The sequence below is a fragment of the Nonomuraea sp. B208 genome (genome assembly GCF_057536035.1).
The window spans coordinates 130692-157066 of record NZ_BAAJOU010000020.1 but is presented as its reverse complement, the minus strand read 5'-3'; the positions used below and the strand labels follow the sequence as shown (position 1 = coordinate 157066).

The window sequence follows — 26375 nt, the reverse complement described above, 5'->3', positions numbered from 1 at the left end:
TCTCGCTGGTACGGCACTACACCCCCCTTCAACCACCGGTCGGCGCAGCAGCCTCCTCAACAGCCCACCGGTCGGCTGCCCCGTTATCCACAGTCACCCCGAGACTCTGCACCCCCTATCCCCAGAACCCCGTTCGGCCGCACGAGACCCACCCTGCCTCCGCCAAGGTCAAGCCCGAAGCATCCAAAGCAGCATCTCGGACGGAGGCACCACATGGCCAAGAAGGACGAACTCGGCAAACAGGGCGAGCAACTGGCCGCGATCTACCTGGAAGCCAAGGGCATGAGAATCATCGACCGCAATTGGCGCTGCCGCCACGGCGAAATAGACATCCTCGCCGAGGACGGCCCCACGCTCGTCGTCGTCGAGGTCAAGACCCGCTCCAGCCGATCCCACGGCACAGCCCTGGAGTCGGTGGACCGCAGAAAGCTCTCCAAACTCCGCGCGCTCGCCGCCAAGTGGCTGTCCGCCCAGGCCCGCGCCTTCGACTCCGTACGAGTGGACGTCATCGCCATAGAACGCTTCGCCGGCGACTTCGCCCTGCGCCACATCCGGGGAGTGATCTGATGGCCGTGGCGCGCACCCGCAGCGTGGCCCTGGTCGGCGTGACGGGCCGTACGGTGGAGATCGAGGCCGACGTGGGCAACGGCCTGGCGGGCATCCACCTGATCGGCCTGCCCGACACGGCGCTGAGCGAGGCCCGCGACCGAGTGAGATCGGCGGTCGTCAACAGCAGATACCCGTGGCCCGACGCCCGCATCATCGTCAGCCTGTTCCCGGCCACCCTCCCCAAGCGTGGCTCGCAATTCGATCTCGCCATAGCCATGGCGATCTTGGGAGCCGCGGGTGTGGTTCCGGCCGAGCGCATCGCGGACCCGTTCTTCCTGGGCGAGCTGGGCCTCGACGGCCGCATCAGACCGGTACGCGGCGTCCTGCCCGCCGTCCTGGGCGCCGCGAACCACGGAGACGCGACGGTCGTCGTCCCCTCGGCCAACTCCGCGGAGGCGTCCCTGGTCCCCGACGTCAAGGTGATCCCGATGGCGTGCCTCCGCCAACTGGTCGAGTGGCTGCGCAAGGGCCGTGAGGAGGCGCCCGAGCCCGAACCGGAAGAGCTCACCGAGCCCAGAACCCCGGCCGCCAGCCCGGTCCTGGACCTGGCGGACGTCGTCGGACAGCCCGTGGCCCGCCGTGCTCTCGAAGTGTGCGCCGCCGGCGGCCACAACCTGTGGATGCTCGGTCCGCCCGGCACTGGCAAGACCATGCTGGCCGAACGCCTCCCCACGCTCCTGCCCGACCTGGAACTCGACCACGCCCTGGAAGTGACCGCCATTCACTCGGTGGCGGGCATCCTGCCGCCCAGCGCGCCCATGCTGAGCCGTCCGCCGTTCGTGGCTCCGCACCACACGGCCACCTCGGCATCGATCATCGGGGGCGGCAGCGCGATCGTACGCCCCGGAGCGGTCTCCCTGGCCCACAGAGGAGTCCTCTTCATGGACGAGGCTCCCGAATTCCCCCGTCATGTCCTCGACGCGCTGCGTCAGCCCTTGGAATCCGGCCGCGTCACGGTGTCACGATCGGCCGGCTCGGTCACATTCCCGGCCCGATTCATGCTCGTCCTGGCGGCGAACCCGTGCCCCTGTGCGCAGAGCGACGACCAAGGTGAGACCTGCAAGTGCTCCCCGACCGCGAGACGCCGCTACCTCGGCAGGCTCTCGGGTCCGCTCCTTGACCGCGTCGACATGAAGGTCACCGTGGCTCGGGCATCAAGGCGCGAGCTGCTGGCCGACCGCCAATTCACTGAATCGAGCGCAACGGTGGCTGAACGCGTGCTCGCGGCTCGTGACCGCGCCGCCAAACGCCTCAGCGGCACTCCTTGGCGTACCAACGCCGAGGTCCCCTCGTCCGTCCTGCACAGCGACTACCGCCCGCCTCCTAAGGCGATGAAGCCCATGACCGCCTGCCTGGACTCAGGCACCCTGACCGCCCGTGGTCTCGACCGGGCTGTCCGCGTCTCCTGGACTTTGGCCGACCTGGCCGACAAGGACCACCCAGGCGAAGACGAAACAACCACCGCCCTCCACTTCTGGCTCGGAGCGACATCCTGATGCGCAACACCCCCTGCACCCCCACCCGCCTCCTCCACCCGCAGAGGCCCTCCATCGCAGCCCACCCCGCCCCGCCAGCCGTCTCACCCCAGGAGACGCTGCCAGCCCGACCGACCCTCTCCACCGAGCCGCCAACCGTCGGGCACACGCCGACCATCCGATCAACATCGTCCGGAAACGCCCGACCGCCTGCGCCAGCCCCTCGGACCGCATCGGTATCAGAGCCGGTACAGCCAGCTCAGCCAACTCCCGGTGCCGCCACCGCAGAGCGACTCCTATCGCAGAGGAACCGCCAGCGTGCGCCTGCACCAGCTCCGCCGCAGGCATGTGACCCGACACGGTCACTCGAGCCACGAGACCAGCCCGCGCCGGAGCCGACCACAGCTCCGCCGCAGGCATGTGACCCGACACGCTCACCCGAGCCACGAGACCAGCCCGTACCGGAGCCGACCACAGCGTCACCCCAGGCACGCGAGCCGAAACGGCCACCCGCGCCACGAGACCGGTCGGCACCGGGGCGGACCATCGCATCACCAACGAGGGTTCCGCCCAACGCATCCGCTCGATCCGAGCACGCAGCCCGCGCCGCGCTGATGCGCGCCGCAGACGTAGGCGACCCGATCATGGGCCGCCTGGTGGCCCAACACGGAGCGGCCACCGCGGCCGACGCGATCCGCGCCCGTTCCCTCCCGCCCGAGTTCATCGAGCAGGAGATGACGCTACGAGACCGCCCCCGCGACGAGCTGACAGCCCGTCTGAACGCCTGGCACGCCCGCTTGGCCGCCTCCAACCCCGCCGCCGACATCGAGAACGGCGAAAGATGCGATGCCCGCCTCATAGTCCCCGGCGACGCCGAATGGCCCACCCAGCTCGACCAGCTAGGCCCGAGCCGTCCCCTCGGTCTCTGGCTGCGGGGCGCGGTCGACCTCCGCTTCTCCTGCCTCAAGTCCGTGGCGTTGGTCGGCGCCCGCTCAGCGACCGCGTACGGCATGCACATAGCGGCGGAGTTCGGCGTCGGCCTCGGCGAGTCCGGCTGGACGGTCGTGTCGGGCGGCGCCTTCGGGGTGGACAGTGCCGCGCACAGGGGAGCGCTGACCGCCGGCTCCCCGACCGTCGTCGTGCTGGCCTGCGGTGTCGACGTCTGCTACCCGAGCAGCCACGACACCCTGTTCGCCAAGATCAGAGACCAGGGCGTGATCGTGAGTGAATGCCCACCAGGAGTGCACCCCACCCGGGCCCGCTTCCTCATCAGAAACCGCCTGATCGCAGCCCTGTCGCGAGGCACCGTGGTGGTGGAGGCCGCCCTGCGCAGCGGTGCCCTCAACACCGCCACCCACGCCCTTGCGCTCAACCGGCACCTGGCCGCCGTGCCCGGCCCCGTCACCTCCCGCCTGTCGGACGGATGCCACCGCCTCCTCCGCGAACGCAAGGCGGTGTGCGTCACCTCTCCTGAAGAGATCATCGACCTCGTCGGCGTGATGGGCGATGACCTGGTCTCGCAACCCCGCACCCCGGCGGTCGCCCGAGACAAGCTCAACGACGTGACAAAGAGGGTGCTGGACGCCGTACCGACGCGAAGAGGCGCCGGCCCCGCCTCAATAGCGGTCGCGGCCGGCGTGAACTTGAGCACCGCCCTCAGCGCCCTGGGCGGCCTTGCCGCCGCCGGCTACATCGAACGCGCGGCAGACGGCTGGCGCCTCCGCAAACAAACGACCTCCTACCGCAAGGCCCCCGATTCCGCCGTCCTTGAACCCCCGCACATCGACGCCGACGCCGATCCATCCCAGGACCCGCCCTTCCCGGACGAGGACGACCTCGTACGCCGCGAACACAACCTCCCCACCCCCGACGAGGGCTCCCCAGAGTCCCGCCCGGCCTGCAAGCCGAATGAACCCGAACGACACACCGCTCCGCCAAGGAACACTCTGAACGGAAGGTGACCGGCAAGAAATCAAGCTGGCCGTCCACCTGGCGTGGCCACGCCATCCGCGTAGTCGGCACACGGCAGCACGGCCCGCGGGAAGGTGCGGGATGTAGGCGTGGACCGACCGTGGACCGACCGTGGATACGAGGCGCGGATCGCGTGGGACGTCTCAGCAGCAGGCAGCGATAGGTGAAGTACGGCGGTCCACGAACCGTAGCCTCGCCGCGTCCTCCGGCGTCCTCCGGCGTCCTCCGGCGTCCTCCGGCGTCCTCCGGCGTCCTCCGGCGTCCTCCGGCGTCCTCCGGCGTCCTCCGGCGTCCTCCGGCGGCACCTGATTGTTCTCTGGCGTGACCGGCTATCTGGGGTTTGTCCGAAGCCCGGGACGGGCTGAAGCGTAGGCAGCACAGTCCGTCCTCGCGTCCTCTGTGGTGGCCTTCGCAATGGCGGTGCTCAGTGGGTGGCGGGGTGTGCCTTGGTGGGACTACTGGCTCTGGCTTCGGAGGCTATTGCAGGTTGGATGTTCGTGCGGGTGGGGTGGTGAGGGCAGTGCGATGTTGCGGGTGTGGCAGTTGGGTTTGGGGGCGGCTTGGGGTGGCACGATCGTTTGTGGGTGCTGCGGTCGGGAGGGGCGGGCTTGGGGCGGGACGAGGTTCTTGGGGCGTTCGGGCGGTATCTGCGGTTTGAGCGGGATCTTTCGCCGCATACTGTGCGTGCCTATCTGAATGATGTCAGCAGCTTGCTCGATCAGCTGAGTGGTTCCATTGAGGACCTTGATATTGCGGTGTTGCGGGAGTGGCTGGCCGTACAGCATGACGCTGGGAAAGCGCGTGCGACCTTGGCGCGGCGGGCGGCCTGTGCACGGACTTTCACCGCCTACTGTCACCGGCAGGGGTGGTTGGACGCGGATCCCGGGTTGTTGTTGGGGAGTGCCAAGGCGCCACGGGACTTGCCGGCAGTGCTCGATCAGGAACAGGCGCAGGAAGTCATGGATTCGGCTTCTGGCGTGGAGCCCAAGGAACTTCGGGATCGGGCGATTCTTGAGCTGTTGTACGCCACCGGTGTACGGGTGAGTGAGCTGTGCGGGCTCGACGTGGATGACGTGGATCGGGATCGGCACGTCGTTCGCGTCATGGGAAAGGGGCGCAAGGAGCGTTCGGTGCCGTTTGGGTTGCCCGCGCTGCGGGCGCTGGATAAGTGGTGCATCAATGGGCGGCCACTCTGGGTGCGGGCGGGGTCCGGGCCGGCGCTTTTTCTCGGGGTACGGGGAGGGCGCATCGACGCGGGGACGGTTCGGCGGGTGGTGCATGCGGCGTTGGCGCAGGTCGAGGGGGCTCCCGACATGGGACCGCACGGTCTGCGGCACAGTGCGGCCACTCATCTGCTGGAGGGTGGGGCAGATCTGCGAAGTGTGCAGGAGCTCCTTGGGCATGCGTCCTTGAACAGCACACAGATTTATACCCATGTCTCCATCGAGCGGTTGCGGGCGGCGTACAGGCAGGCTCATCCCAGGGCGTGACTGATGCCATTGCGGTTGACCGGATGTTGCTGGCGGGAGCAAAACGACGGTCCGCAAGAGCCTGCTTCGGAGTCGCGGCTTTGGGACTTCAGCGGTGAGCGGGTGTGGCGGTTCCATGCTCTTGCCCTGCTGATTTCTGACGCGAACGGCACCGCCAGTGACGTAAATGACGCGGATCGTCGTCATGGCTGCGGGCTTTACGACGAGGGTGGGGTGAGCGGGCCTTTGCGGTGCTTGGTGCTGGCTCTGATTCCGCGGTTGCCCCCACTCCTTCTGCGATGCTGGCCGCTGTTTGGGCGAGGTGGTCGGCTGTTTGAAGTGCGGCCATGGTGGTGGCGGTGGTGCAGGCCGATGATCAGGAGAAGTGCGGTGAGTATGGCGACGGGCAGTGAGATCGCAATGGGGGCGGTGGCGGTGGTGGGTGAGGTGGACTTGCTCAGGCGGTAGTTGTTCGGCTGCGTGGTTTTGGGCGGTGGCGGGTTGGGGTGGTCGGTTTTGCTGCGTGTTCGAAATCGTGCGGGAGGGTGCGGTGGGGTGGTGCTGGGGGGCTTCTTCGCGAGAGTGGTGGCTTGGGGTGGTGCGGGCCAGTAAGGGAGGAGGCGAATGGGGGCCTGGCCTAGGAGGAGAAGAGGGTTCAGGTAGCGGGAATCGCGGAGGAGGCCCCAGTGGAGGCAGGACTCCGGGCAGTGCGGGGTGGGGGTTTGGAGTAGGCCCAGTTCGGTGCCGGGGGTGACGGGCTGGCCTCGTTTCACGGTGGGGATGACCGGCAAGTACGTCGTCCGCAGGCCCCCCTCGTGGTCGATCGTCACCACGCCCTTTCCTCCCACCGGACCGGCGAAGCGGACCGTGCCGGCGCCCGCTGCCAGGACAGGCGTGGAGGGCGATGCCGCCAGGTCGACGCCGCGATGGCCGGCCAGCCAGCGTTCCGGGGGTGGGGTGAAGCGTCGTAGGACGCGGGGGTGGCCGTCCAAGGGCCAGCGCCAGGCCGGAGGTGAGGCTCTGGCCGGGGGAGCGGTCAGGGCGATGAGGGCGGTTGCCAGGAGGGGGGCGACGAGCGCGGTGGGCAGGAGCAGGAGCAGGAGGAGGGAAGCGGCGGTGTGATGGAGGCGTGGAAGGAGGGTTTTGCTCGGCGTGGGAGGACGGTGGATGAGGGACGCCTGGGCGCTTGTGGAGTGAGAGTGCATGGCGGGAGTTTCCGCCAGGGTGCGGCGGGGGCGTGGCGGTGAACGGCGTTCTGTGGATGAAGGTGTTCACGGCTCGCTGCGCCTGTGGATGCGGGGCTCGTGGTTTGGTGCGCTGGCGGGCTTGAGGTTCGCTCGCGTCTGCTGCATCGGCGGGCCCGGGGTCTGTTGGCGGACGCCGGGTCTGTTGGTGGAGGTGGGTCCGTGTCGGCTGCGCCTGTGGGTGCGGGGCTTGCGTGCGCGGAATTGTCGGAGGGAGGTGCTTGGATTTCTGTCGTGGCGGGCGGCGGATCTACGTTCTCGCGGCGCGGGGGTGGCCGGGTCGGTGGGGACGGCACCGGGGGCACACGGGTGTGAACGGTCAGGGCCAGAGATGGCGTTTTGTGGACATGAGGTGGCGGGTCAGAGCATGGGGGGCCGGGCTCGTGGCGGGGGCGGGTGTGGGGCGAGGGCGTTCGGGAGTGCGGGGGCGTAGGGGGGAGAGCCAGATCCAGAACGTCGTGAGGGCCATGCCGGCGGCGCAAAGCAGGATCACCGGGCGCAGGCCGATCTGGTCGGCGACGACACCGCCTGCCAGGCCGCCCAGCGCCAGGACGCCCTGGACGGCGAAGGTCATGGTGGCGTTCACGCGGCCGCGCAGTTCCTGAGGGGTCTCGCGGAGGGTGATGACGCCCAGGCAGGTGGAGAAGGCGACCACGACGCCGCCCGTCATGAGACCGACGATGGTCATCGCGGTGACGTTCCACCAGAGGGGGCCGTTCAGGAGGCCGGCCGTCAGGACCTCGATGGGGAAGAAGATCACGGTGACGAGCAGGATGCGGTTCTCGCCGTAGCGTTTGGTCAGGCGGGTCGTGAGCCAGGCACCCATCAGGCCGCCCACGCCGCCCATCGCGATGAGGGCGCCGATCAGGCCCTTGGGGATGCCCAGAGTGTTGACCATGTAGAGGATGTAGACGGCCACGTACGCCATCGCGAAGAAGTTAATCGTCACGCCGGCGCCGAGGAGGGCGCGCAAGGTGGGGTGGGTGAGGACGGAGCGAAGGCCCTCGGTCACGTCGCGCCACATGCCACGGGAGGGGGCGGGCTCGTTACGTTCTTCCGTACGGATGGAGCGCAGGAGCAGGGCGGAGGCGAGGAACGACATCGCCTCCGCGAGGACGGCCAGCGGCGCCGTGAAGAACTGGACGAGGAGACCGGCGAGGCTCGGGCCGCCGACCGAGGCCACTGAGTGGCATGCCTGGAGACCGGCCATCGCCTCGACGCGCTGAGTGGTCGGGACCGTTCCGGCGATGTACGAGAAGTTCGCGGACTTGAACAGCACCGCCGTCGTGCCGATGACCAGAGCCACCACGAGGAGCCACGGGACGCTCAGCAGGCCGAGGAGCCAGGCCAGCGGGACTGACGCGGCGGCGGCGCAGGAAACGAGCTCGCAGGCGATCATCAGCGGCCGGTGGCGGACGAGACGGTCGACGATCGCGCCGGCTTGCAGGCCGAACAGGAGCGCCGGGAGCGGGGCGGCGGCGGTCAGCAGACCCATCTCGGTCGGGCTGGCGGTGAGCAGCGTGACGGCCGTCAGGGGGATGGCCAGTTTGGAAACCTCCGACCCCGTGATCGAGATCGTGCGCGAGGTCCAGAGGAGGCGGTAGTCGCGCTGCCTGCGCAGGGGCGGCGGTGCCGGTTCGGGGGAGGCAGGCGGGGTCTGAAGGGTTCGCTTCACAATTATGAAGGTATCCCTTCAGAGTTGTGAAAGCAATGTTTCAGAATGGGGGAGTGGGCCGGGTACCTTGGGCGCATGACTGCGGACTTCGACGGGCTCAGCGACCCCAAAGCGATGAGGGCGCTGGCCCATCCCGCGCGGCTGCAGATCCTCAACCGGCTTGGAGTGGAGGAGAGCGCGACCGCCACCGAGGTGGCGGAGATCGCGGGCATCACGCCCAGCGCAGCGAGCTATCACCTGCGGATGCTGGCCAAGTACGGGTTCGTGGAGGATGCGCCGCCCAGGGGCGATGGGCGGGAGCGGCTGTGGCGAGCCGTCGGCAAGCAGTTGAGTGTGGGGCTGCTGCCCGAGGATCAGCCCGATGTGCGGGACGCCAAGGTGGCGCTGATGACGGCGTTTCGGCGCGAGGCGAACCGGGAGGCCGACCGGGCGCTGGCCAACGTCGAGACGGAGCCGGAGGAATGGCAGGACGCGACCGTGTTCCACCGGACGCGGGTGAAGGTCACCGCCGAGGAGCTGGCGCGGCTCTACAAGACGATCCAGGAGTTGATCGAGCCGTATGCCGTACGGAGGCGGGAGGAGACCGGGGTGCCGGACGGGGCGAGGGTCGCCGAGGTGCAGCTCAACCTGTTCCCCGTGATCACGAGGCCGGTTCCCGGGCTGCCGACCGAGGACCACGGGCTCGCGCAACGCGGCGCTGCGGCGGAACGGGCGGCGGGGGAAGCGGAGGGAGAGGGCTCGTAGGGGTGAGGCGTCTCCGTGCGGGGCCCAGGGTCCGTGCGGGGCCCACGGTCCCTGTGGGGCCAAGGGTCCTGTGGGGCCAAGGGTCCTGTGGGGCCCAGGGTCCGTGTGGGGCCCAGGGTCCGTGCGGGGCTTACGGTCCCTGTGGGGCCAAGGGTCCGTGTGGGGCCCAGGGCCCATGTGGGGCCCAGGGTCCATGCGGGGCCGAGGGTCCTGTGCGGGGCCGAGGGTCCTGTGTGGAGCCGAGGGTCCTGTGTGGAGCCCAGGGTCCTGTGTGGAGCCCAGGGTGGAGGTTTTCCGGGATGTCCAGGGAAGCCAGAGGGTGGTGCAGGGGGACTCGCGGGGCCGGAGAGGGCTTGCCCGGGCTCCCCAGAAGTATGGGGAGAGGGGCTTGCTGGAAGTGTGGGGAGAGGGGCTTCTCTGGAGGTGCGGGGAGAGGGGCTTCCGAGGGCGGGCGTTTGACCTCTGGCGGTCAGGCGGGGGCGGTGTGCAAGGTAGACTTTTCGGTGGCCTGTAGCCACAGGCCAACTTCGCATGCCCCATTGCGGACCGCCCCATCGGTCCGGGCCCAGTGCCCGGCTGGAGCGGGTTCGGGGCATCAGGGCGGCAGACAACGCGCTGCCGCGGCACAACCGAGAACCGCGCCCATCCGCAGGGCGCCCAGACCTGGAGGACCAGCAGATGGCCCCCGTCGTCACCATGCGACAGCTGCTCGAGAGCGGCGTTCACTTCGGTCACCAGACCCGGCGCTGGAACCCGAAGATGAAGCGCTTCATCTTCACCGAGCGCAACGGCATCTACATCATCGACCTGCAGAAGTCGCTCTCCTACATCGACCGCGCCTACGACTTCGTCAAGGAGACGGTCGCCCACGGCGGCACGATCCTGTTCATCGGCACGAAGAAGCAGGCTCAGGAGGCCATTTCCGAGCAGGCCGCCCGCGTCGGCATGCCGTACGTCAACCAGCGTTGGCTGGGCGGCATGCTCACCAACTTCTCCACCGTGCACAAGCGGCTGCAGCGTCTGAAGGAGCTCGAGGAGCTCGACTTCGACAACGTCGCCGCCTCGGGGCTCACCAAGAAGGAGCTCCTCATGCGCCGTCGCGAGAAGGACAAGCTCGAGCGCACGCTCGGCGGCATCCGTGACATGGGCCGCGTGCCCAGCGCGGTGTGGGTCGTCGACACCAAGAAGGAGCACATCGCGATCAGCGAGGCCAAGAAGCTTGGCATCCCTGTCGTCGCGATCCTCGACACCAACTGCGACCCCGACGAGGTCGACTACCCGATCCCGGGCAACGACGACGCCATCCGCGCCGTCGGCCTGCTGACCAGGGTCGTCGCCGACGGTGTCGCCGCCGGTCTCATGGCCCGCTCCGGCGCCGCTCGCGGCGACGAGAAGCCCGCTGCCGCCGAGCCGCTGGCCGAGTGGGAGCGTGAGCTCATCGAGCAGGGCACCGGCGCCGCCGAGGCTCCGGCTGCTGAGGCTCCTGCCGCCGAGGCTCCGGCTGCTGAGGCGCCCGCCGCCGAGGCTCCGGCCGCTGAGGCCGGCGCCGAGGAGAGCGCTCCGGCCGCCCCGGCTGCCGAGGGCGACGCCGAGCAGCAGGCCTGACCCGCACGTAACGTACGGGCACAGGCGCGGGCTGGCTGGCACGGGTGTGGATGGTGACGGTCGCCACCGCCGCTTCGGGGGTGGTGCGGCCGTCGCCTCTCGCTCGGGCGAAGGCTCCGGTCCGGGGTTTCGGGCGAGAGCTCGGGCTTCGGGTTCAGGCCGGGGCGAGGGCACGGGCTTCGGGTTCGCGAGGGCTCGGGCTTACGGGTCCGGGCTTGAGGGCTTCCCGGTTCTGGCCGGGGTGCGGGCACGATGGCTTGGGCCAGGGGTGAAACCCGGGCCCAGGTCAGCTGACATCTGAATCACGGTGCACCACTGACTGGCGGTCCGCTGAACGGCGAGCCAGGAGCTGCTGGTCCTGCGCAGGCGGCCGGGAGGTCGGCTGGGTTACGGATCGGTCGGCCACCCGGATCGCGGGGCCGCGAGGCCGGCAGAGGTACGGGTTGTCGCCTGGCTTTCGGGCTGAGATCCCAGCGGGAGTTCATGGCCGATGGTTCTGGCTGGAGCTCGCAGCCGGGGTTCTGGCCGAGGTCTCCGACCGGAGCTTGCAGCTAGTGATTCTGGTCGGGTCTCCGGCCGGGGCTTGTGGCTGGTGGTTTCTGGTCGGGGTTTCGGGTTGAGGCTTCTCAGCTGGAGCTTCCGACCGGAGCTTCGCAGCCGAAGGCTCCCGGTGGGGGCTGGGCGGTACGGCGGGGCGAGGCTGGGCAGTATGGCAGCGAAGCAGCCGTGGCCAGCCCGGGCCTGGTGCCGTAAGACCCGGTGCCCACCAGCCTCGGCGGCCACCAGCCACGGTGAGTGAGACCGGAGGCTCGGACCGGACGCCGGAGCAGCCCGCCAGAACGGCGAGCCGGACGGCGAACGGCCCGGCACACCGGACCAGTGCGCCGGACCAGCGCGCCGGACCAAGGACGCCGGAGCAGCGTGAAGGCTCCTGAACGGCCCGTACGGCAAGCGCCCGCCGTACCGACGAAAAGGGCGGACGGACCGATCCCGGACCGTCCGACCACGATGACGACCACGATGACGACGACGAAATCCCACGAGGAAAAAGAGCAATGGCTTCCGTGAACATGGCCGACGTCAAGCGGCTTCGCGAGATCACCGCTGCCGGCATGATGGACTGCAAGAAGGCGCTCGAGGAGGCCGAGGGCGACTTCGACCGCGCCGTCGAGCTGCTGCGCCTCAAGGGCGCCAAGGACGTGGGCAAGCGTGAGGCCCGCACCGCCTCCAACGGCCTGGTCGCGCTCAAGCAGGACGGCGACTCGGTCGCCGCGCTGCTGGAGCTCAACTGCGAGACCGACTTCGTGGCCAAGGGCGAGCGCTTCCAGGACCTGGCGTCCCAGGTCGTGGCGCACATCCTGGAGACCAAGCCGGCCGACGTGGCCACGCTGCTGGAGTCCTCCTTCGGCGGCAAGCCCGTCAAGCAGCACCTGGACGAGGCCAACGCCGCGCTGGGCGAGAAGATCGAGATCCGCCGTTACCAGGTTCTCGAGGGCGGCTACATCGGCGCCTACATGCACAAGACCGACCCGGCGCTGCCGCCGGCCGTCGGCGTGCTGGTGCAGCTCGACAAGCCGAACGCCGAGGTCGCCAAGGACATCGCGCAGCACGCCGCGGCGATGGCCCCGCAGTACCTCAAGGCCGACTCCGTGCCGTCCGAGGTCGTCGAGAAGGAGCGCAAGCTCTTCGAGGAGATGACCCGCGAGGAGGGCAAGCCCGAGGCCGCCATCGGCAAGATCGTCGAGGGCCGCCTCAACGGCTGGTACCGGGACTTCACGCTGCTCCAGCAGGCGTTCGTGAAGGACAACAAGAAGAGCGTCGGCAAGTACGCCGAGGAGAACGGCGTCGAGGTCCTGGCCTTTGTCCGTTTCAAGGTCGGTCAGGCTTAGGCTTAGGCAAGCCACCATCAGGCACGCCGAGAAGCCAGGATCGATCCACCGAATGAAGGAGGCCGCCGCCGTGCAGGACCACCGGGAGTCAGCCCACGAATCCACACGGACGGCGGCCGACTCATCTCCACATCCGCCCACCAGCCATCTGAGGTGGAAGCGGGTGATGCTGAAGCTGTCGGGCGAGGCGTTCGCCGGCAGCGAGCCGCTGGGCATCGACCCGACGATCGTCGACCATCTCGCCGACTCGATCGCCGAGGCGGTCAAGGAGGGCGTGCAGGTCGCCGTCGTGGTCGGCGGCGGCAACATGTTCCGCGGCGCCACCCTGTCGCAGGGTGGCATCGACCGTGCCCGCGCCGACTACATGGGCATGCTGGGCACGGTCATCAACTGCCTGGCCCTGCAGGACTTCCTGGAGCGCAGGGGCGTCGAGACGCGCGTGCAGACCGCCATCACGATGCAGCAGGTGGCCGAGCCGTTCCTGCCGCGCCGCGCGATCCGGCACCTGGAGAAGGGCCGCGTCGTGATCTTCGGCGCCGGGCTCGGCTCGCCCTACTTCTCCACCGACACCGCCGCGTCACAGCGCGCCCTGGAGATCGGCGCCGAGGCGCTGCTGAAGGGCACGCAGGTGGACGGCATCTACGACTCCGACCCGCGCAAGAACCCGGACGCGGTCCGGTTCGACCACCTCGACTACGGCGAGGTGCTGCTGCGTGACCTCGCGGTCATGGACGCCACCGCGATCAGCCTGTGCAAGGACAACGACCTGCCGATCGTGGTCTTCGACCTGATGGGCGAGGGCAACATCCTGCGTGCGGTACGCGGTGAGAAAATCGGCACGCTGGTGAGTCCCGCGGGGAAATGACGGAGCGAGCCCGACACCGCCAGCCAGAAGACGACAGGGAGCCGCTGTGATCGACGAAACCCTCCTCGAAGCCGAGGAAAAGATGGACAAGGCCGTCTCGGTCGCGAAGGAGGACTTCGCGACCATCCGGACGGGCCGGGTCACGCCTGCGATGTTCAACAAGATCAGCGCCGAGTACTACGGCACGCCGACGCCGATCCAGCAGCTGGCGTCGTTCCACGTGCCCGAGGCGCGCATGGTGCTGATCCAGCCCTACGACAAGAGCTCGATGGGCGCGATCGAGAAGGCCATCCGTGACTCCGACCTCGGTGTCAACCCCACCGACGACGGCCAGGTCATCCGCGTGACGTTCCCCGAGCTGTCGGAGGAGCGCCGCAAGGAGTACATCAAGGTCGCCAGGAACAAGGGCGAGCACGCGAAGGTCTCCATCCGCAACATCCGCCGCACCGCCAAGGACGCCCTCGACAAGCTGGTCAAGGACGGCGAGGCGGGCGAGGACGAGGTCCGGCGCGCCGAGAAGGAGCTGGACGATCTGACGCAGAAGCACGTCGCCAAGATCGACGAGCTGCTCAAGCACAAGGAAGCCGAGCTGCTCGAAGTCTGAGCGGCGCGTCCCGGCCCGGATCGCCCCCCGGCGACCCGTACGGCGGCCGCCTCCGGGTGGTCCGCCGGGTCAGCGGGTCTTGCCCTACGGCCCTCGCCCCCCGGCGAGGGCCGTGGCCCTATGGAGAGTTGCAGTGGAAGAACGTACGGCCGGCACCAGCCCGAGCGGCGGCAGCCGTACCGGGAGGAATCTGCCCGCCGCGATCGCCGTGGGCGTGATCCTGGGGGCGCTCGTCCTCGGGACGATCTACACGATCAAGGAGCTGTTCCTCCTGGTCGTCGTCGGCGCGGTCGGCGTCGGCGTGCTGGAGCTGGTCAAGGCCTTCGCGCTGCGCGAGATCAAGGTCCCGGCCGCGCCGGTGCTGGCGGGACTCGTGGCGATGCAGGCGGGCGCCTACTGGGGCGGACCGGTGTGGATGCTGGCGGGCTTCGCGGTGTTCGCGTTCGTGCTGCTCACCTGGCGGATGTTCAGCGACGGCACCGACGGCTACGTACGTGACGCGACGGCGTCGGTGTTCACGCTCTTCTACCCCGCGATGCTGGCCGCGTTCGTGCCGCTGCTGCTGCGGGAGGAGGACGGCGCCCACCGGGTGCTGATCTTCATCGCGGTGACCGTGGCCAGCGACATCGGCGGCTACGCGGCGGGCGTGCTGTTCGGCCGGCACCGGATGACGGTCATCAGCCCGAAGAAGACCTGGGAGGGCTTCGCCGGGTCGCTCGTGGCGTGCACGGCGGTCGGGGGCTGGCTGGTGACCTGGCTGCTCGGCGGGGCGCTCTGGCAGGGCGCGCTGATCGGGGCCCTGGGGGCGCTGCTGGCGACGATGGGCGACCTGATCGAGTCGATGATCAAGCGGGATCTCGGCATCAAGGACCTCGGCACGATCCTGCCGGGGCACGGCGGGCTGATGGACCGGCTGGACTCCCTGGTCACGACGCTGGTGCCGGTCTGGCTGCTGCTGACGCTGTTCTTCTGATCACCTCGTCACTGGTGGGTGTCCAGGGTCTCGGCGGTGACGGGCGTGAGCCAGAGCCACCGGACCGCCTCACCCCCGAACGCGAATCCCGACATGTCAGGCATGTGGGGGGCGTCGGCCAGCATCAGCACCCCCGAGTACCTCGGCCCCAGCGGGAACGTCTCCGGCTCGTGATACCACCTGGCGGTGTGGGCGTGCCCCAGCCAGGTGACCGAGTGCCACGGATACTGCGCCAGCCACACCAGCAGCAGCGCCGCGTCCCTCGGGTCCTCGCGGGTGGCCACGGCCAGCTCGATCCTGGCGAACGCGCCGGGCTTGTCGATCCACTGCTCGACCGTCGGCATGCGCTGGCAGCTCATCCCGACCGTGGACAGCACGGTGTAGCCGCGTTTGTCGTGGGGTGGCCGCTCGGTGATGCCGACCGTGGGCAGCCGCTCGCCGCTCGCGTCCCAGTAGCGTCCGGCCGGGCCGAGCACCCGGTCCAGGTGCCCCATGACGAACTGCTGGAACGACGGCCACGACCCCTCGCTGTGCCGCCAGCGCCAGTACGAGCGGGCGTTGGCGATCCGGGGTTCGAGCCCCTCCAGCGCCTCCGACAGCGCCCACGCGAACGGCGACTCGCCCACCGCGTCGCGAGCGTAGCCGGGCATGCCGCGGCTCATGTCGGCCCAGCCGGGGATGACCGCGAGCAACTCGTCGTCCTCGTACAGCGCGACGCCGTCGCCCTCCTCGAACCACAGCGCGCTGAGCTGCCCCAGCGGACGGCGGCCCTCCGGGCGGAGCGTGTTGGGCCGGGGCATGAGCGGCGGCAGGCCCGAGTTGATCCGGGCGAGGTCCACGACCGCCGGGGCGGGCCGGTGGTTGGCCAGCCAGACGGCTCCGTGGACGGTGCCGTCGGGCGAGCACAGGTAAGCTACCGAGGCGTCCTCGTCCCGTTCGACGACGAGCGTGCGGCTTCCGTACGGGTTGCCGACGGCGAGAACCACCTCGGCGCCACCCTCCCCGGACGCCGACCGAAAAATCGCCATACGTGTGCACTGTAGATCGGGCGGAGACCATGACGCGAGCCGTACCCTGACCAGGAATGCCACCTCCGTCCCCAACGTTGATTACCCTGGTCCTCATACCCGAAGCAAAGGCAGCAACGTGTCCCAGCCCCCAGGTCAGCTCACCTTCGTCGCGCCGCGACGGGCCAAGCCCGCCCGGCACCTGGCCGACCTGCCGATGCCCGAACGGCGGGCCGCGGTGACCGAGCTGGGCGAGAAGGCGTTCCGCGCCGACCAGCTCTCGCGCCACTACTTCGAACGGCTCACGACGGACGTCTCGGCGATGACCGACCTGCCCGCCGCCGCCCGCGAGAAGCTGTCCGCGCTGCTGCCGACCCTGCTCACCCCGGTGCGCGAGCTGGCCACCGACGGCGGCACCACCCGCAAGACGCTGTGGCGGCTGTTCGACGGGGCGCTGGTCGAGTCGGTGCTCATGCGCTACCCCGACCGGGTCACGATGTGCGTGTCCTCGCAGGCAGGCTGCGGCATGAACTGCCCGTTCTGCGCCACCGGACAGGCGGGCCTGACCCGCAACATGTCCACCGCCGAGATCGTCGAGCAGGTCGTGGCGGGCGCGCGGGCGCTGGCGGCCGGCGAGGTGCCGGGCGGTCCCGGGCGGGTCAGCAACGTCGTGTTCATGGGCATGGGCGAGCCGCTGGCCAACTACAAGCAGGTGATCGGGGCGGTCCGGCGGCTGGTCGAGCCCGCTCCGCACGGGCTCGGCATCTCGGCGCGCGGCGTGACGGTCTCCACCGTCGGCCTGGTGCCGGCCATCGGCAAGCTCGCCGACGAGGGGCTGCCGGTCACGCTGGCGCTGTCGCTGCACGCGCCCGACGACGAGCTGCGTGACACGCTGGTGCCGATCAACACCCGGTGGAAGGTGGCCGAGGTGCTGGACGCCGCGTGGGCGTACGCGGCGAAGACCAAGCGGCGCGTCTCCATCGAGTACGCCCTGATCAAGGACATCAACGACCAGGAGTGGCGGGCCGACCTGCTCGGCAAGCTGGTCAAGAACAAACTGGTGCACGTCAACCTGATCCCGCTCAACCCGACGCCGGGCTCCAAGTGGACCGCGTCGCGGCCGGAGGACGAGCGGGCGTTCGTGCGGCGGCTGGAGTTCCACGGCGTGCCGGTGACCGTGCGCGACACGCGCGGGCGGGAGATCGACGGCGCCTGCGGCCAGCTCGCCGCGGCCGAATAGCCCCGCACACCCCGGTCAGTGCCTCAGGCGGCGCCAGGCGTACCACGTCAGGGCGAGCAGGCACCACGCGAGCGAGACGGCGGCCAGCTCGGGGAAACGGGCGACCAGGTCGCCGTCGTTGGCCGCCCGCATCCACACCACCAGCGGCACCGTCAGCCACCACGCCGGCGAGGCGCTGAGCAGCAGCATCAGCAGGAACCCGAGGACCAGCCCCATGATCGACAGGGCGGGCGAGCGGACCACGGCCCGGCTGGTGAGCGCGCCCACCGCCGTGCCGGTCAGCGCCGCGAGGGCGTGCATCGCCACGCCGGCGGCGAGCACGCCGGGCAAGGGCCGCGCGCTCGTGCCGAGCAGCAGCGCCGCGGCCAGTCCCGCGGCGGCGAGCGCCCCGCAGGTCACCAGCGCCGCCACGAGGCCCGCCGCCAGCTCCCTGCCCCGGCCGCCCACCGTCACCGCCGACAGCTCCCGCTGCCGGTCGGGCTCGGTGTCCAGCAGGCTCCTGGCGGACCAGGCCAGCACGGGGACGATCAGTACGGCGGCGTCGGCCAGCACGCCCGCCTCCTCGCCGCGCGGCGCCCGCGTGCTGTGCAGGATCGCCAGCAGGGCGAGGGTCAGCAGCAGGCTCTGGAAGACGCGGTGCGAGCGGACGTAGGCGGCCAGCCGGAACACGGTGAGCGCGATCATCGGGCGGACTCCTCGATCTCGCGGGCCGGGTAGCCCTCGCCGCGCATCCGGGCGAGGAAGCGGGGCAGCTCGCCGGCGGGCACCTGTACGGCCACGGTGACCAGCTCGTCAGAAACCGGCACCGGCGAGGAGGGCTCGTGGAGCCGGCCGTCGGTGACCGTCCAGTGCCGGAGCGCCGGTAACGCGCGCAGGCCGCCCTGGTGGTCGCTGACGACGACGATGCCGCCCCGGCCGGCCACCTCCGTCGCGAGGTCCGGCAGCACCGCGCGGGTGGCGGCGTCCAGCCCGGCGAACGGCTCGTCCATGATCAGCAGCCCGGGGTCGGCCATCAGCGCCTGCGCCAGCCCCACCTTGTGGCCGCCGCCCTTCGACAGCTCGCCGAGCGGGGTGTCCAGCAGGTGCTCCATGTGCAGCCGTTCGGCCCAGGGCTCCCACCGGGCCCCGCCGCGCGTCCCAGAGCCGCGCGTCCCAGAGCCGCGCGTCCCAGAGCCGCGCGTCCCAGAGCCGCGCGTCCCAGAGCCGCGCGTCCGGGAGCCGCGCATCCGGCTGACGTGCCGCAGGTACGCCGCCACCGTGAACGGCTGCCCCGTCGGGAACCGGTCCGGCGCGAACCCGACCACCACCGGCCGCCCGCCGATCGTCCCCTGAGTGGGCCGGTACAGCCCGGCCAGCAGCCGCAGCAGGGTGGACTTGCCCGCGCCGTTCACCCCGGTCAGCTCGACGATGTCGCCGGGCGCGAGCTCGGCGTCGGCCCCTTGGATGACGAAGGGGTCACGTCGCCGGTAGCGGAAAGAGACCTTGGACAGTCGCATGGTGGTGTAACGGTATATGTCGGGGTGCCTGACCAAGATAAAGAACAGCACAATGGAGGCACCCCCAGCACGATTCAGAGGAGCGTGAGCTTGAACCGCTTTCCGCGCGTCATGGGCATGCGTTCAGGCTATGACCCGGCCGAGGTCGACGCCCTGATCGGCCGCATCGAGGCGACCCTGGGCCGGGGTCCCCGCACGTACGAGCCGATCACCGCCGACGAGGTGCGCGCGGCCACGTTCCGCGCCAAACGCGGCGGCTACCAGGAGACGGCGGTCGACTTCGCCCTGGAGGCGTTCGTGGTGGCGCTGGAGACGCAGGCCAAGTGGCCGGTCCGGCTGGCGCTCGCCGAGCCGACCGGCGAGCTGCTGCGCGAGGAGTGGTTCGAGACGCAGGCGGCCCGGGTCGAGCGGGTGGCCTTCCGCTCGGGCCGCATGGGCACCGGCTACAACGAGGACGAGGTCGACGCCTTCCTCGACCGCATCGTGGCCACCTTACGCGGCACGACCGAATTCCCGGTGACGGCGAAGGAGGTGCGCGAGGCGCGGTTCTCGGCCGTGCTGGTGCGCTCGGGCTATCTCATGGCGGACGTCGACTCCTTCCTCGCGGGCATCGCCGACGTCCTGGAGCAGCGGCAGTCCTGAACGTCAGGCGCTCTCCACGGCGGCGAGCAGCCCGCGCAGGTCGGGGAGCTCGCGCTGGACGACGCCGCCGTCGGGGGCGCGCTCGCCGAGCCGGTTGATCCAGATCCGGCGGACGCCGAGCCGGTGGGCGGGCACCAGGTCGTGGAAGTAGCTCTGCGCCACGTGCACCCACGTGGCCGGCTCGTGGACGCGCCGGAACGTGGTGAAGTGCGTCAGGGACGGCTTGTAGTCGCGGACGTCCTCGGCGGTCACCACCGCGTCGAACGGCACCGGCAGCCGCCGCAGCGTCTCCGCGATCAGGTCGCGGTCGCAGTTGGTGAGCAGCGCCAGGTTCCAGCCGGCCGCGCGCACGGCCGACAGCTCGGCGCCGACCTCGGGGAAGACGGGCCAGTACGGGATCGTGGCGGCGAGCACCGCGGCGTCGTCGTCGCCCAGCTCGACGCGCTCGTCGGCGCAGGCCCGGCGCAGCGTCTCGGCCAGCACGTGGCGGTAGCGGAGCCCCGGAGATTCGGTCTGCACCGCGTGCTCGTGCCGGTTGTACGCCTCCAGCAGCCGCTCACCCCGCCCCGGAGCGATCAGCTCGGCGCTGGTGCGCAGGCCGTGCCGCCAGTCGACGAGCGTGCCGAAACAGTCGAACGTCACCCATCTCATAGACACATAATGGGCGACATGACCCTGTCCGTACGACCCATCGGGCCCGCCGACGTGGAGCGCGTGTCGGCGGTGCTGCGGGAGAGCTGGGGCGGCACCACGCTCGTCGCCATGGGCCGGGGCGAGCTGGTGGACGCCGCCGCCCAGCCCGGTTTCGTCGCCGAGCTCGACGGCGAGCCGGCCGGCGTCGTCACCTACAGGGAGCGGGACGGCGCCGTGGAGATCCTCACGATCGACGCCCTGCTGCCCGGCAAGGGGGTGGGCCGGGCGCTGCTCGACGCGGTCCGGGCCGCGGCCGCCGAGCGGGGCGCCACCCGGCTGTGGCTGATCACCACCAACGACAACACCAGGGCCCTGCGCTTCTACCAGCGGTACGGCTTCGACCTCGTGGCCCTGCACCGCGACGGCGTGGAGCGGGCGAGGAGGCTGAAGCCCTCCATCCCGCGCGAGGCCGACGGCATCCCCATCAGGCACGAGCTGGAGCTGGAGCTCCTGCTCTAGGCGCCCTGCGGAGGGGCATGAGCGGGAGGACCGGGAGGAGCCGGCGGGGCCGGTGGCTCGTCGGTGTGCTCCTCGTGACGGTGTACCAGCGCCACGATCACCGAGGTGACCGGCGCGGCGAGGAACGCCCCGACGATCCCGGCGACCACGCTGCCCACCGCGATCGCCACCAGGATGACCGCGCCGGGCAGTTCGAGCGCCTTGCCGTAGATCTGCGGCGCGAGCACGTGCCCTTCGAGCTGCTGCACCGCGATGGTCACCGCGACCACGATGAGCGCCACCAGCCAGCCCTTGGCCACCAGGGCCACCACGGCCGCGAGCAGCCCGGCCAGGAACGCCCCCACCACCGGCAGGAACGCCCCGATGAACGTCAGCACCGCGAGCGGCAGCGCCATCGGCACGCCGAGGATCCACAGCGCGATGCCGATGAAGAACCCGTCCACCGCGCCCACGATCGCGATGCCGCGGACGTAGCGGCCGATCACCGAGAAGATCAGCCGGCCGGCCCACATCAGCCGCCCCCTGCTCCTGGCGGGGGCGAGGCTCACCAGCCAGCGGAACAGGTGGTCGCCGCTGTGCACGAAGTACACCGACAGGATCACCGCGAGCACCGCGCCGACCACGATCTCGCCGGCCGTCCTGACCCCGGCCAGCGCGCCGGTGGTGATCGTCTTGCTCTGGCCGGACAGCCAGTCGGTGGCCTGCTTGAGCAGCTGCTGGTCGTTGATGCCGAACCCGGCGAGGAAGGTGTGCAGGTCGTTGAGCACCTTGCCGACGCTGGCCTGCATCTCCGACACGCTCTCCGCCGTGGGCGGCACGAGCAGCGCGATGAACGCCGCCGCCATCACCAGCGCGGTGAGGAAGACGACCGTGGTGGCGAGGGCCCGGTTGAAGCCGTGCCGCCAGAGCCTGCGGGCGGCCGGCGCGAGCAGCGCCGTCAGGAACACGCCGATCACGACCGAGATCGCGACCGTCGCCACCTTGGTGAGGCAGAAGCCGGCCACGGCGATCACGCCGGCCCATCCCAGCAAGCGCCACGGCCTCATCCACTGCTCCCTGATCTGGCCCCCTCAACAGCCCGGAGAGGGGGCCTACCCGGCACGGTGCCGGGCAATCATCGAGGGATCAGGAAGGGCCGAGGTGGAGGTGCTGCCCGCGCTTGGCGGCGGCGTACTCGTCCCGGATCTCCTGCGGCGGGCCGACCTGCGCCACGGGCACGTCCCACCACGCCTCCGACGAGGGCACGTCGTCGGCCAGCCGGTCGGTCCGTACGTAGATCACCGTCGTCGTCTCGCCCGCCCGCGCCGCGTCGAGCGCCTTGCGCAGGTCGGCGACCGTCTCGGCGCGGACCACGGACGCGCCCAGGCTGGCCGCGTTGGCGGCGAGGTCGACCGGGAGCGGGCCGCCGTCGCGGGCGGTGTAGGCGGTGCCGAGCCGCCGCGCGCCGACGCTCTCCGACAGCCGCCCGATGGAGGCGAAGCCGGAGTTGTCCACGAGCACCACGGTCAGCTTGACGCCCTCGGCCACGGCGGTGACCAGCTCCTGCGCCATCATCAGGTACGACCCGTCGCCGACCAGCACGAACACCTCGCGCTCCGGCGCCGCCAGCTTCACGCCGAGCCCGCCGGCGATCTCGTAGCCCATGCACGAGTAGCCGTACTCGACGTGGTAGCTGCCGGGACCGCTCGGACGCCAGAGCTTGTGCAGGTCGCCGGGCATCGAACCGGCCGCGCACACCACCACGCCGTCCTCGCCCGCGGCGGCGTTGACGGCGCCGATCACCGCGGCCTGCGACGGCGGCGTGCCCTCCAGCGCGTACGCCGCGTCCACGGCCGCGTCCCACGCCCGGATCAGCTCGCCCGCCCGCTCGCCGAGCGCGGCCGGGGCGCGCCAGCTCCCCAGCGCGCCGGCCAGGTCCGCCAGGCCCTCGCGGGCGTCGGCGACGAGCTGGAGGCCCGACAGCTTGGCCGCGTCGAAGCCGGTGATGTTGACGTTGACGAAGGCCGCGTCCGGGGCGAAGAGGGTGCGCGAGGCGGTGGTGAAGTCGCTGTAGCGGGTGCCGACGCCGATGATCACGTCGGCCTCGCGGGCCAGCGCGTTGGCCGCCGTGGTGCCGGTCGCGCCGACCGCGCCGAGGGCGAGCGGGTGCCCGTGCGGGAGCGCCCCCTTGCCGGCCTGCGTCTCGGCCACCGGGACGCCGAACCGCTCGGCGAAGGCCCGCAGCTCGTCCGCGGCCTCGCTGTGGAGCACGCCGCCGCCCGCCACGATCAGCGGCCGCTCGGCCGCGCGCAGGCGTTCGGCGGCCCGCGCCAGGGCGGCCCGCTCGGGGCGGGGCCGCGGGACGTGCCAGACCCGGCGGGCGAACAGCTCGTCGGGCCAGTCGTACGCCTCGGCCTGCACGTCCTGGGGCAGCGCGAGCGTCACCGCGCCGGTCTCGGCCGGGTCGGTGAGCACCCGCATGGCCGCGAGCAGCGCGGACGGGAGCTGTTCCGGCCGGTTGATGCGGTCCCAGAAGCGGGAGACCGGCCTGAGGCAGTCGTTGACCGACACGTCGTAGGAGCGCTGGTCCTCCAGCTCCTGCAGCAAGGGGCTCGCCACCCGGGTGGAGAAGATGTCGCCGGGCAGCAGCAGCACCGGGAGCCGGTTGATGGTGGCGCCCGCCGCGCCGGTGACCATGTTGGTCGCGCCGGGCCCGATCGAGGTGGTGCAGGCCAGCGTGGCCAGCCGGTTGCTCGCGCGGGCGTAGCCGGCCGCCGTGTGCACCATGGCCTGCTCGTTGCGGCTCAGGAGGTAGGGCAACTCGTGATCGTCCGCGAGTGCCTGCCCGATCCCCGCCACGTTGCCGTGGCCGAAGATGCCGACGCAGCCGGCGAAGAAGCGGCGCTCCACCCCGTCACGCTCGCTCCACTGCCGCGCCAGGAACCGCACGACGGCCTGCGCGACGGTCAACCGGGTCATGACGTCCTCCCGAAGGGCAGTCTGGGGTCGATGCGCTGCCCCTCCCACGAAGAGCGGATCCAGGCGTGGCGCGGGTCGTCGCAGAACGCCATCGAACGCTCCTCGTCCGGCCCCGCCAGCACGTTCAGGTAGTAGAGGTCGTAGCCGGGCGCGGCCATGGACGGGCCGTGGTAGCCGTGGGGGACCAGGACGACGTCGCCGGAGGACACCTCGGCGAGGGTGTCGATCCGCCCCCCTTCCGAGGAGTAGACCCGCTGGTAGCCGAGGCCCTGGTCGGCGACCTCGAAGTAGTAGATCTCCTCCAGCACGGCCTCGCCGGGGTTGGGGGTGTCGTGCTTGTGCGGCGGGTACGACGACCAGTTGCCCGACGGCGTCAGCACCTCCACCGCCATGAGCTTGTGGCAGTCGAAGACGCCGGGCGCGCAGAAGTTGTTGACCTGGCGGCTGGCCTGGCCCGCGCCGCGCAGCTCGACCGGCACCTCGGCCGCCGCGACGTACCGGGCAGGAAAGGCCTCGGTGGCGCGGGCGGAGGGCAGCGCGATCCGCCCCGCCCCCTCGATGGTGACCTCCGTGCCGATCGGCACGTACGCGAAGTCGGACGGCCCGTCGAAGACCGACGGCCGCCCCGCCAGCTCGAACCTGTCGCCGGGCAGGCGCACCGAGCACGAGCCCGCCAGCGGGAGGACCAGCAGCTCCTCCTCGCCGGTGGAGAACGTCACCGGGGCGTCGGTCAGGTCGAGGATCCGCAGGCCGGAGTAGGTCCAGCCGGCCTGGGACGGAGTCACCTCCACCGACCAGGGGCCGTTCGCGGTCTTGCCGTACGGAAGATGGGTCATGCGCGTGCCTCTCGCACCAGGGCCGCGGCACCGTCCACGGCGGCGGCCACGTCGTCGTCCGGAGGGTAAAGCAGGGCCCGGCCGACCACGAGCCCGCGCACGCCGGGCAGGCGCAGCGCGCGGTCCCAGTCGGCGAGGGCGGCGTCGATGTCCGGGGGATCGCCGCCGAGCAGCAGGGCGGGCAGCGTGGTGGCGGCCATCACCCGCTCCATCTCGGCGATCGCGGGGATCTTCAGCCAGGTGTAGGCCGAGGTCGTGCCGAGGGCCTGGGCGATGCTGATCGACTTGATCACCGCCTCGGGTGACAGGTCGTTGCGCAGGGCTCCCGACTCGGTGCGCACCGACCAGAACGGCTCCACCATGGCCACCAGCCGCCGCCTGGCCAGCTCGCTCACCGCGCGGGCGCAGGACTCCAGGGTGTTGACGGTGCCGTGGTCGGCCGGGTCGATGCGGCAGAGCATCTTGCCGCCGTCCAGCCGCATGGCGTCGATGGAGCCGGCGTCGAAGCCGGTGAAGCGGTCGTCCAGCTCGAACACCGAGCCCTGGAGGCCGCCCCGGTTCATCGAGCCGAAGGCCAGCTTGCCTTCGAGCGCGCCCAGCAGCAGCAGGTCCTCCAGCACGTCGGGGGCGGCCAGGATGCCGTCCACGCCGGGCCGCGACAGCGCGGTGCGCAGCCGGTCGAGCAGGTCGGCGCGGCTCGCCATGGCGAGCGGGCGGTCGCGGACGGCCAGCGCGCCGCGGGCCGGATGGTCGGCGGCGATGATGAGCAGGCGCTCGTCGTCGCCGGGCAGCCCGCGCCGCTGCCTGCGGGCCGCGGCCTCGGCGATCTCCTCGGGGCGGGTGGCGCGGATGCGGGTGAGCTGCTCGTACCCGGTGACGGCGGGCCCGTTGAAAGCGGGTAGCGTGATGTCGCTCACGAGGTCACCCCCTTCAGCAGTTCCTCCACCTCGGCGGTCGTGGGCATGGCGTCGGCGCAGGCCAGCCGGGCGGCCACGAAGGCGCCCGCGGCGTTGGCGAAGCGGATGACGCGCTCCAGCGGCCAGCCGTTCAGCAGTCCGAGGCAGAGCGCGCCGCCGAAGGCGTCTCCCGCGCCGATGCCGTTGACCACGCTCACCTCGACCGGCTTGACCAGGCAGCTCTCCTCGCGGGTGCGGGCGTAGACCCCTTCGGGGCCGAGCTTCACGATCGCGACCCGCGCCCCGGCGGCCAGCAGCGCCTCGGCCGCGGCCTCGGGCTCGCGCACGCCGACCGCGGTCTCGACCTCCTCCAGGTTGCCGACGGCGACGTTCGCATGCGGCAGCATGCGCGCCGCCATCGCGCGGGCGGCCTCCTGGGAAGGCCACAGCGAGGCCCGGTAGTCGAGGTCGAACACCGTCCAGCCGTCGTTCCGGACGGCCAGCGCGGCGGCGTGCGCCTCGGCGCTCGGCTCCTTGCTGAGCCCGGTCAGCGAGAACCAGAACATCCGGGCCGCGCCGATCGCCTCCAGGTCGAGGGAGCCGGCGGTGAGGCGCAGGTCGGGTGGATGCTCGCCGCGGTAGAAGTAGATGGGGAAGTGGTCGGGCGGGAAGATCTCGCAGAACGTGACCGGCGTCGGCGCCTCGGGGTAGGTGGCCACATACCTGTCGTCCACGCCGAACCCGCGGATCGCCCGCCGTACGTACTCACCGAAGGGATCGTCGCCCACGCCGGTGATCACCGCGGAGCGCAGCCCGTGGCGGGCGGCCGCGACGGCCACGTTGGTCGGGCTGCCGCCGAGGAACTTGCCGAAGGTCTCGACGTCGGCCAGCCCGACGCCGGTCTGCAGCGGGTAGACGTCGACGCCGCAGCGGCCGATCGTGATCAGGTCGTACAACGCACCTCCTGAAGGGGAGCTTACCTTCGACACTATGGCATATTGTCAGGACATACAGATGTCCGCCAC

The 26375-nt window shown here is 70.8% G+C and carries 24 protein-coding genes; 13 read left to right on the top strand and 11 right to left on the bottom strand.

From position 1 onward, the window contains the following. Positions 1-213 precede the first annotated feature (213 nt). The 4 genes from AC27IY_RS15890 to AC27IY_RS15875 all read left to right on the top strand — a co-directional run bounded on the left by AC27IY_RS15890 (position 214) and on the right by AC27IY_RS15875 (position 5545). Positions 214-567 (top strand): YraN family protein, encoded by a 354-nt coding sequence (locus tag AC27IY_RS15890; protein WP_344209128.1) that lies wholly within the window; start codon positions 214-216, stop codon positions 565-567. Beyond that, on the top strand, positions 567-2105 hold the full coding sequence (locus AC27IY_RS15885) for a YifB family Mg chelatase-like AAA ATPase (protein ID WP_449958507.1): 1539 nt from the start codon (positions 567-569) through the stop codon (positions 2103-2105). Before AC27IY_RS15890 ends, AC27IY_RS15885 begins: the two co-directional genes overlap by 1 nt. Before the next feature lie 635 nt (positions 2106-2740). Further along, entirely contained in the window at positions 2741-4045 is a 1305-nt protein-coding gene (gene dprA, locus AC27IY_RS15880; RefSeq protein WP_487178393.1) for a DNA-processing protein DprA, read from the top strand. 618 nt (positions 4046-4663) lie between these two features. Then, a complete protein-coding gene (locus tag AC27IY_RS15875) occupies positions 4664-5545 on the top strand; it encodes a tyrosine recombinase XerC (RefSeq protein ID WP_423444363.1) in 882 nt (293 codons plus the stop codon). 197 nt (positions 5546-5742) lie between these two features. On the opposite strand, the gene AC27IY_RS15870 is transcribed toward AC27IY_RS15875, so the two are convergent. Continuing rightward, positions 5743-6729, bottom strand: coding sequence for a M23 family metallopeptidase (locus AC27IY_RS15870; protein WP_487178392.1), 987 nt, complete (start codon positions 6727-6729; stop codon positions 5743-5745). 358 nt (positions 6730-7087) lie between these two features. Next, the gene (locus AC27IY_RS15865; RefSeq protein WP_487178391.1) at positions 7088-8443 is read right to left on the bottom strand and encodes an MFS transporter; all 1356 of its coding nucleotides are present in this window, start codon (positions 8441-8443) and stop codon (positions 7088-7090) included. Positions 8444-8518: 75 nt separating this feature from the next. Here AC27IY_RS15865 and AC27IY_RS15860 point away from each other — a divergent pair, with 75 nt between their 5' ends. The 6 genes from AC27IY_RS15860 (at position 8519) to AC27IY_RS15835 (ending at position 15123) form a co-directional block, all read left to right on the top strand. Next, positions 8519-9187 (top strand): ArsR/SmtB family transcription factor, encoded by a 669-nt coding sequence (locus AC27IY_RS15860; RefSeq protein ID WP_487178390.1) that lies wholly within the window; start codon positions 8519-8521, stop codon positions 9185-9187. A gap of 678 nt (positions 9188-9865) precedes the next feature. Continuing rightward, positions 9866-10792 carry a 30S ribosomal protein S2 gene (rpsB, locus tag AC27IY_RS15855; RefSeq protein WP_364448605.1) on the top strand — a complete coding sequence of 309 codons (927 nt, stop codon included), beginning with the start codon at positions 9866-9868 and terminating at the stop codon, positions 10790-10792. 1055 nt (positions 10793-11847) lie between these two features. Next, complete coding sequence (gene tsf, locus AC27IY_RS15850; RefSeq protein ID WP_344219929.1) at positions 11848-12681, top strand: translation elongation factor Ts; 834 nt, start codon at positions 11848-11850, stop codon at positions 12679-12681. Positions 12682-12847: 166 nt separating this feature from the next. After that, entirely contained in the window at positions 12848-13546 is a 699-nt protein-coding gene (gene pyrH, locus AC27IY_RS15845; protein ID WP_020545359.1) for a UMP kinase, read from the top strand. Between the two features lie 46 nt (positions 13547-13592). Further along, on the top strand, positions 13593-14150 hold the full coding sequence (gene frr / locus AC27IY_RS15840) for a ribosome recycling factor (RefSeq protein ID WP_329583778.1): 558 nt from the start codon (positions 13593-13595) through the stop codon (positions 14148-14150). Positions 14151-14283: 133 nt separating this feature from the next. Beyond that, a complete protein-coding gene (locus AC27IY_RS15835) occupies positions 14284-15123 on the top strand; it encodes a phosphatidate cytidylyltransferase (RefSeq protein WP_371252632.1) in 840 nt (279 codons plus the stop codon). 8 nt (positions 15124-15131) lie between these two features. Here AC27IY_RS15835 and AC27IY_RS15830 read toward each other — a convergent pair whose 3' ends face one another. Further along, complete coding sequence (locus AC27IY_RS15830; RefSeq protein ID WP_487178389.1) at positions 15132-16151, bottom strand: suppressor of fused domain protein; 1020 nt, start codon at positions 16149-16151, stop codon at positions 15132-15134. A 118-nt stretch (positions 16152-16269) separates the two neighbouring features. Between AC27IY_RS15830 and rlmN the strand changes: the two genes are divergently transcribed. Beyond that, entirely contained in the window at positions 16270-17370 is a 1101-nt protein-coding gene (gene rlmN / locus AC27IY_RS15825; protein WP_344219936.1) for a dual-specificity RNA methyltransferase RlmN, read from the top strand. Between the two features lie 15 nt (positions 17371-17385). Here the strand turns inward: rlmN and AC27IY_RS15820 are convergent, their stop codons facing one another. After that, positions 17386-18054: a hypothetical protein gene (locus AC27IY_RS15820; RefSeq protein ID WP_487178388.1), complete on the bottom strand. Its 669-nt coding sequence runs from the start codon at positions 18052-18054 to the stop codon at positions 17386-17388. Next, positions 18051-18866 (bottom strand): ABC transporter ATP-binding protein, encoded by an 816-nt coding sequence (locus AC27IY_RS15815; protein WP_487178387.1) that lies wholly within the window; start codon positions 18864-18866, stop codon positions 18051-18053. Before AC27IY_RS15815 ends, AC27IY_RS15820 begins: the two co-directional genes overlap by 4 nt. A gap of 90 nt (positions 18867-18956) precedes the next feature. Between AC27IY_RS15815 and AC27IY_RS15810 the strand changes: the two genes are divergently transcribed. Next, positions 18957-19508 (top strand): DivIVA domain-containing protein, encoded by a 552-nt coding sequence (locus tag AC27IY_RS15810; RefSeq protein WP_487178386.1) that lies wholly within the window; start codon positions 18957-18959, stop codon positions 19506-19508. A 3-nt stretch (positions 19509-19511) separates the two neighbouring features. On the opposite strand, the gene AC27IY_RS15805 is transcribed toward AC27IY_RS15810, so the two are convergent. Continuing rightward, on the bottom strand, positions 19512-20159 hold the full coding sequence (locus AC27IY_RS15805) for an HAD family hydrolase (protein ID WP_423444378.1): 648 nt from the start codon (positions 20157-20159) through the stop codon (positions 19512-19514). A gap of 18 nt (positions 20160-20177) precedes the next feature. On the opposite strand from AC27IY_RS15805, the gene AC27IY_RS15800 reads away from it, so the two are divergent. Further along, a complete protein-coding gene (locus AC27IY_RS15800; RefSeq protein WP_487178385.1) occupies positions 20178-20660 on the top strand; it encodes a GNAT family N-acetyltransferase in 483 nt (160 codons plus the stop codon). On the opposite strand, the gene AC27IY_RS15795 is transcribed toward AC27IY_RS15800, so the two are convergent. The 5 genes from AC27IY_RS15795 to iolC all read right to left on the bottom strand — a co-directional run bounded on the left by AC27IY_RS15795 (position 20657) and on the right by iolC (position 26306). Next, a complete protein-coding gene (locus AC27IY_RS15795) occupies positions 20657-21706 on the bottom strand; it encodes an AI-2E family transporter (protein WP_423444382.1) in 1050 nt (349 codons plus the stop codon). The two genes, AC27IY_RS15800 and AC27IY_RS15795, sit on opposite strands and share 4 nt — an antisense overlap. Positions 21707-21785: 79 nt before the next feature. Then, positions 21786-23618, bottom strand: a complete 1833-nt coding sequence (gene iolD / locus AC27IY_RS15790; protein ID WP_487178384.1) for a 3D-(3,5/4)-trihydroxycyclohexane-1,2-dione acylhydrolase (decyclizing) — start codon at positions 23616-23618, stop codon at positions 21786-21788. After that, the gene (gene iolB / locus AC27IY_RS15785) at positions 23615-24454 is read right to left on the bottom strand and encodes a 5-deoxy-glucuronate isomerase (RefSeq protein ID WP_344219952.1); all 840 of its coding nucleotides are present in this window, start codon (positions 24452-24454) and stop codon (positions 23615-23617) included. The genes iolD and iolB overlap by 4 nt, the downstream gene beginning before the upstream one ends. Further along, positions 24451-25371 (bottom strand): Cgl0159 family (beta/alpha)8-fold protein, encoded by a 921-nt coding sequence (locus AC27IY_RS15780; RefSeq protein WP_487178383.1) that lies wholly within the window; start codon positions 25369-25371, stop codon positions 24451-24453. Before AC27IY_RS15780 ends, iolB begins: the two co-directional genes overlap by 4 nt. Next, positions 25368-26306 carry a 5-dehydro-2-deoxygluconokinase gene (iolC, locus tag AC27IY_RS15775; protein ID WP_423478540.1) on the bottom strand — a complete coding sequence of 313 codons (939 nt, stop codon included), beginning with the start codon at positions 26304-26306 and terminating at the stop codon, positions 25368-25370. The genes AC27IY_RS15780 and iolC overlap by 4 nt, the downstream gene beginning before the upstream one ends. Positions 26307-26375 lie beyond the last annotated feature (69 nt).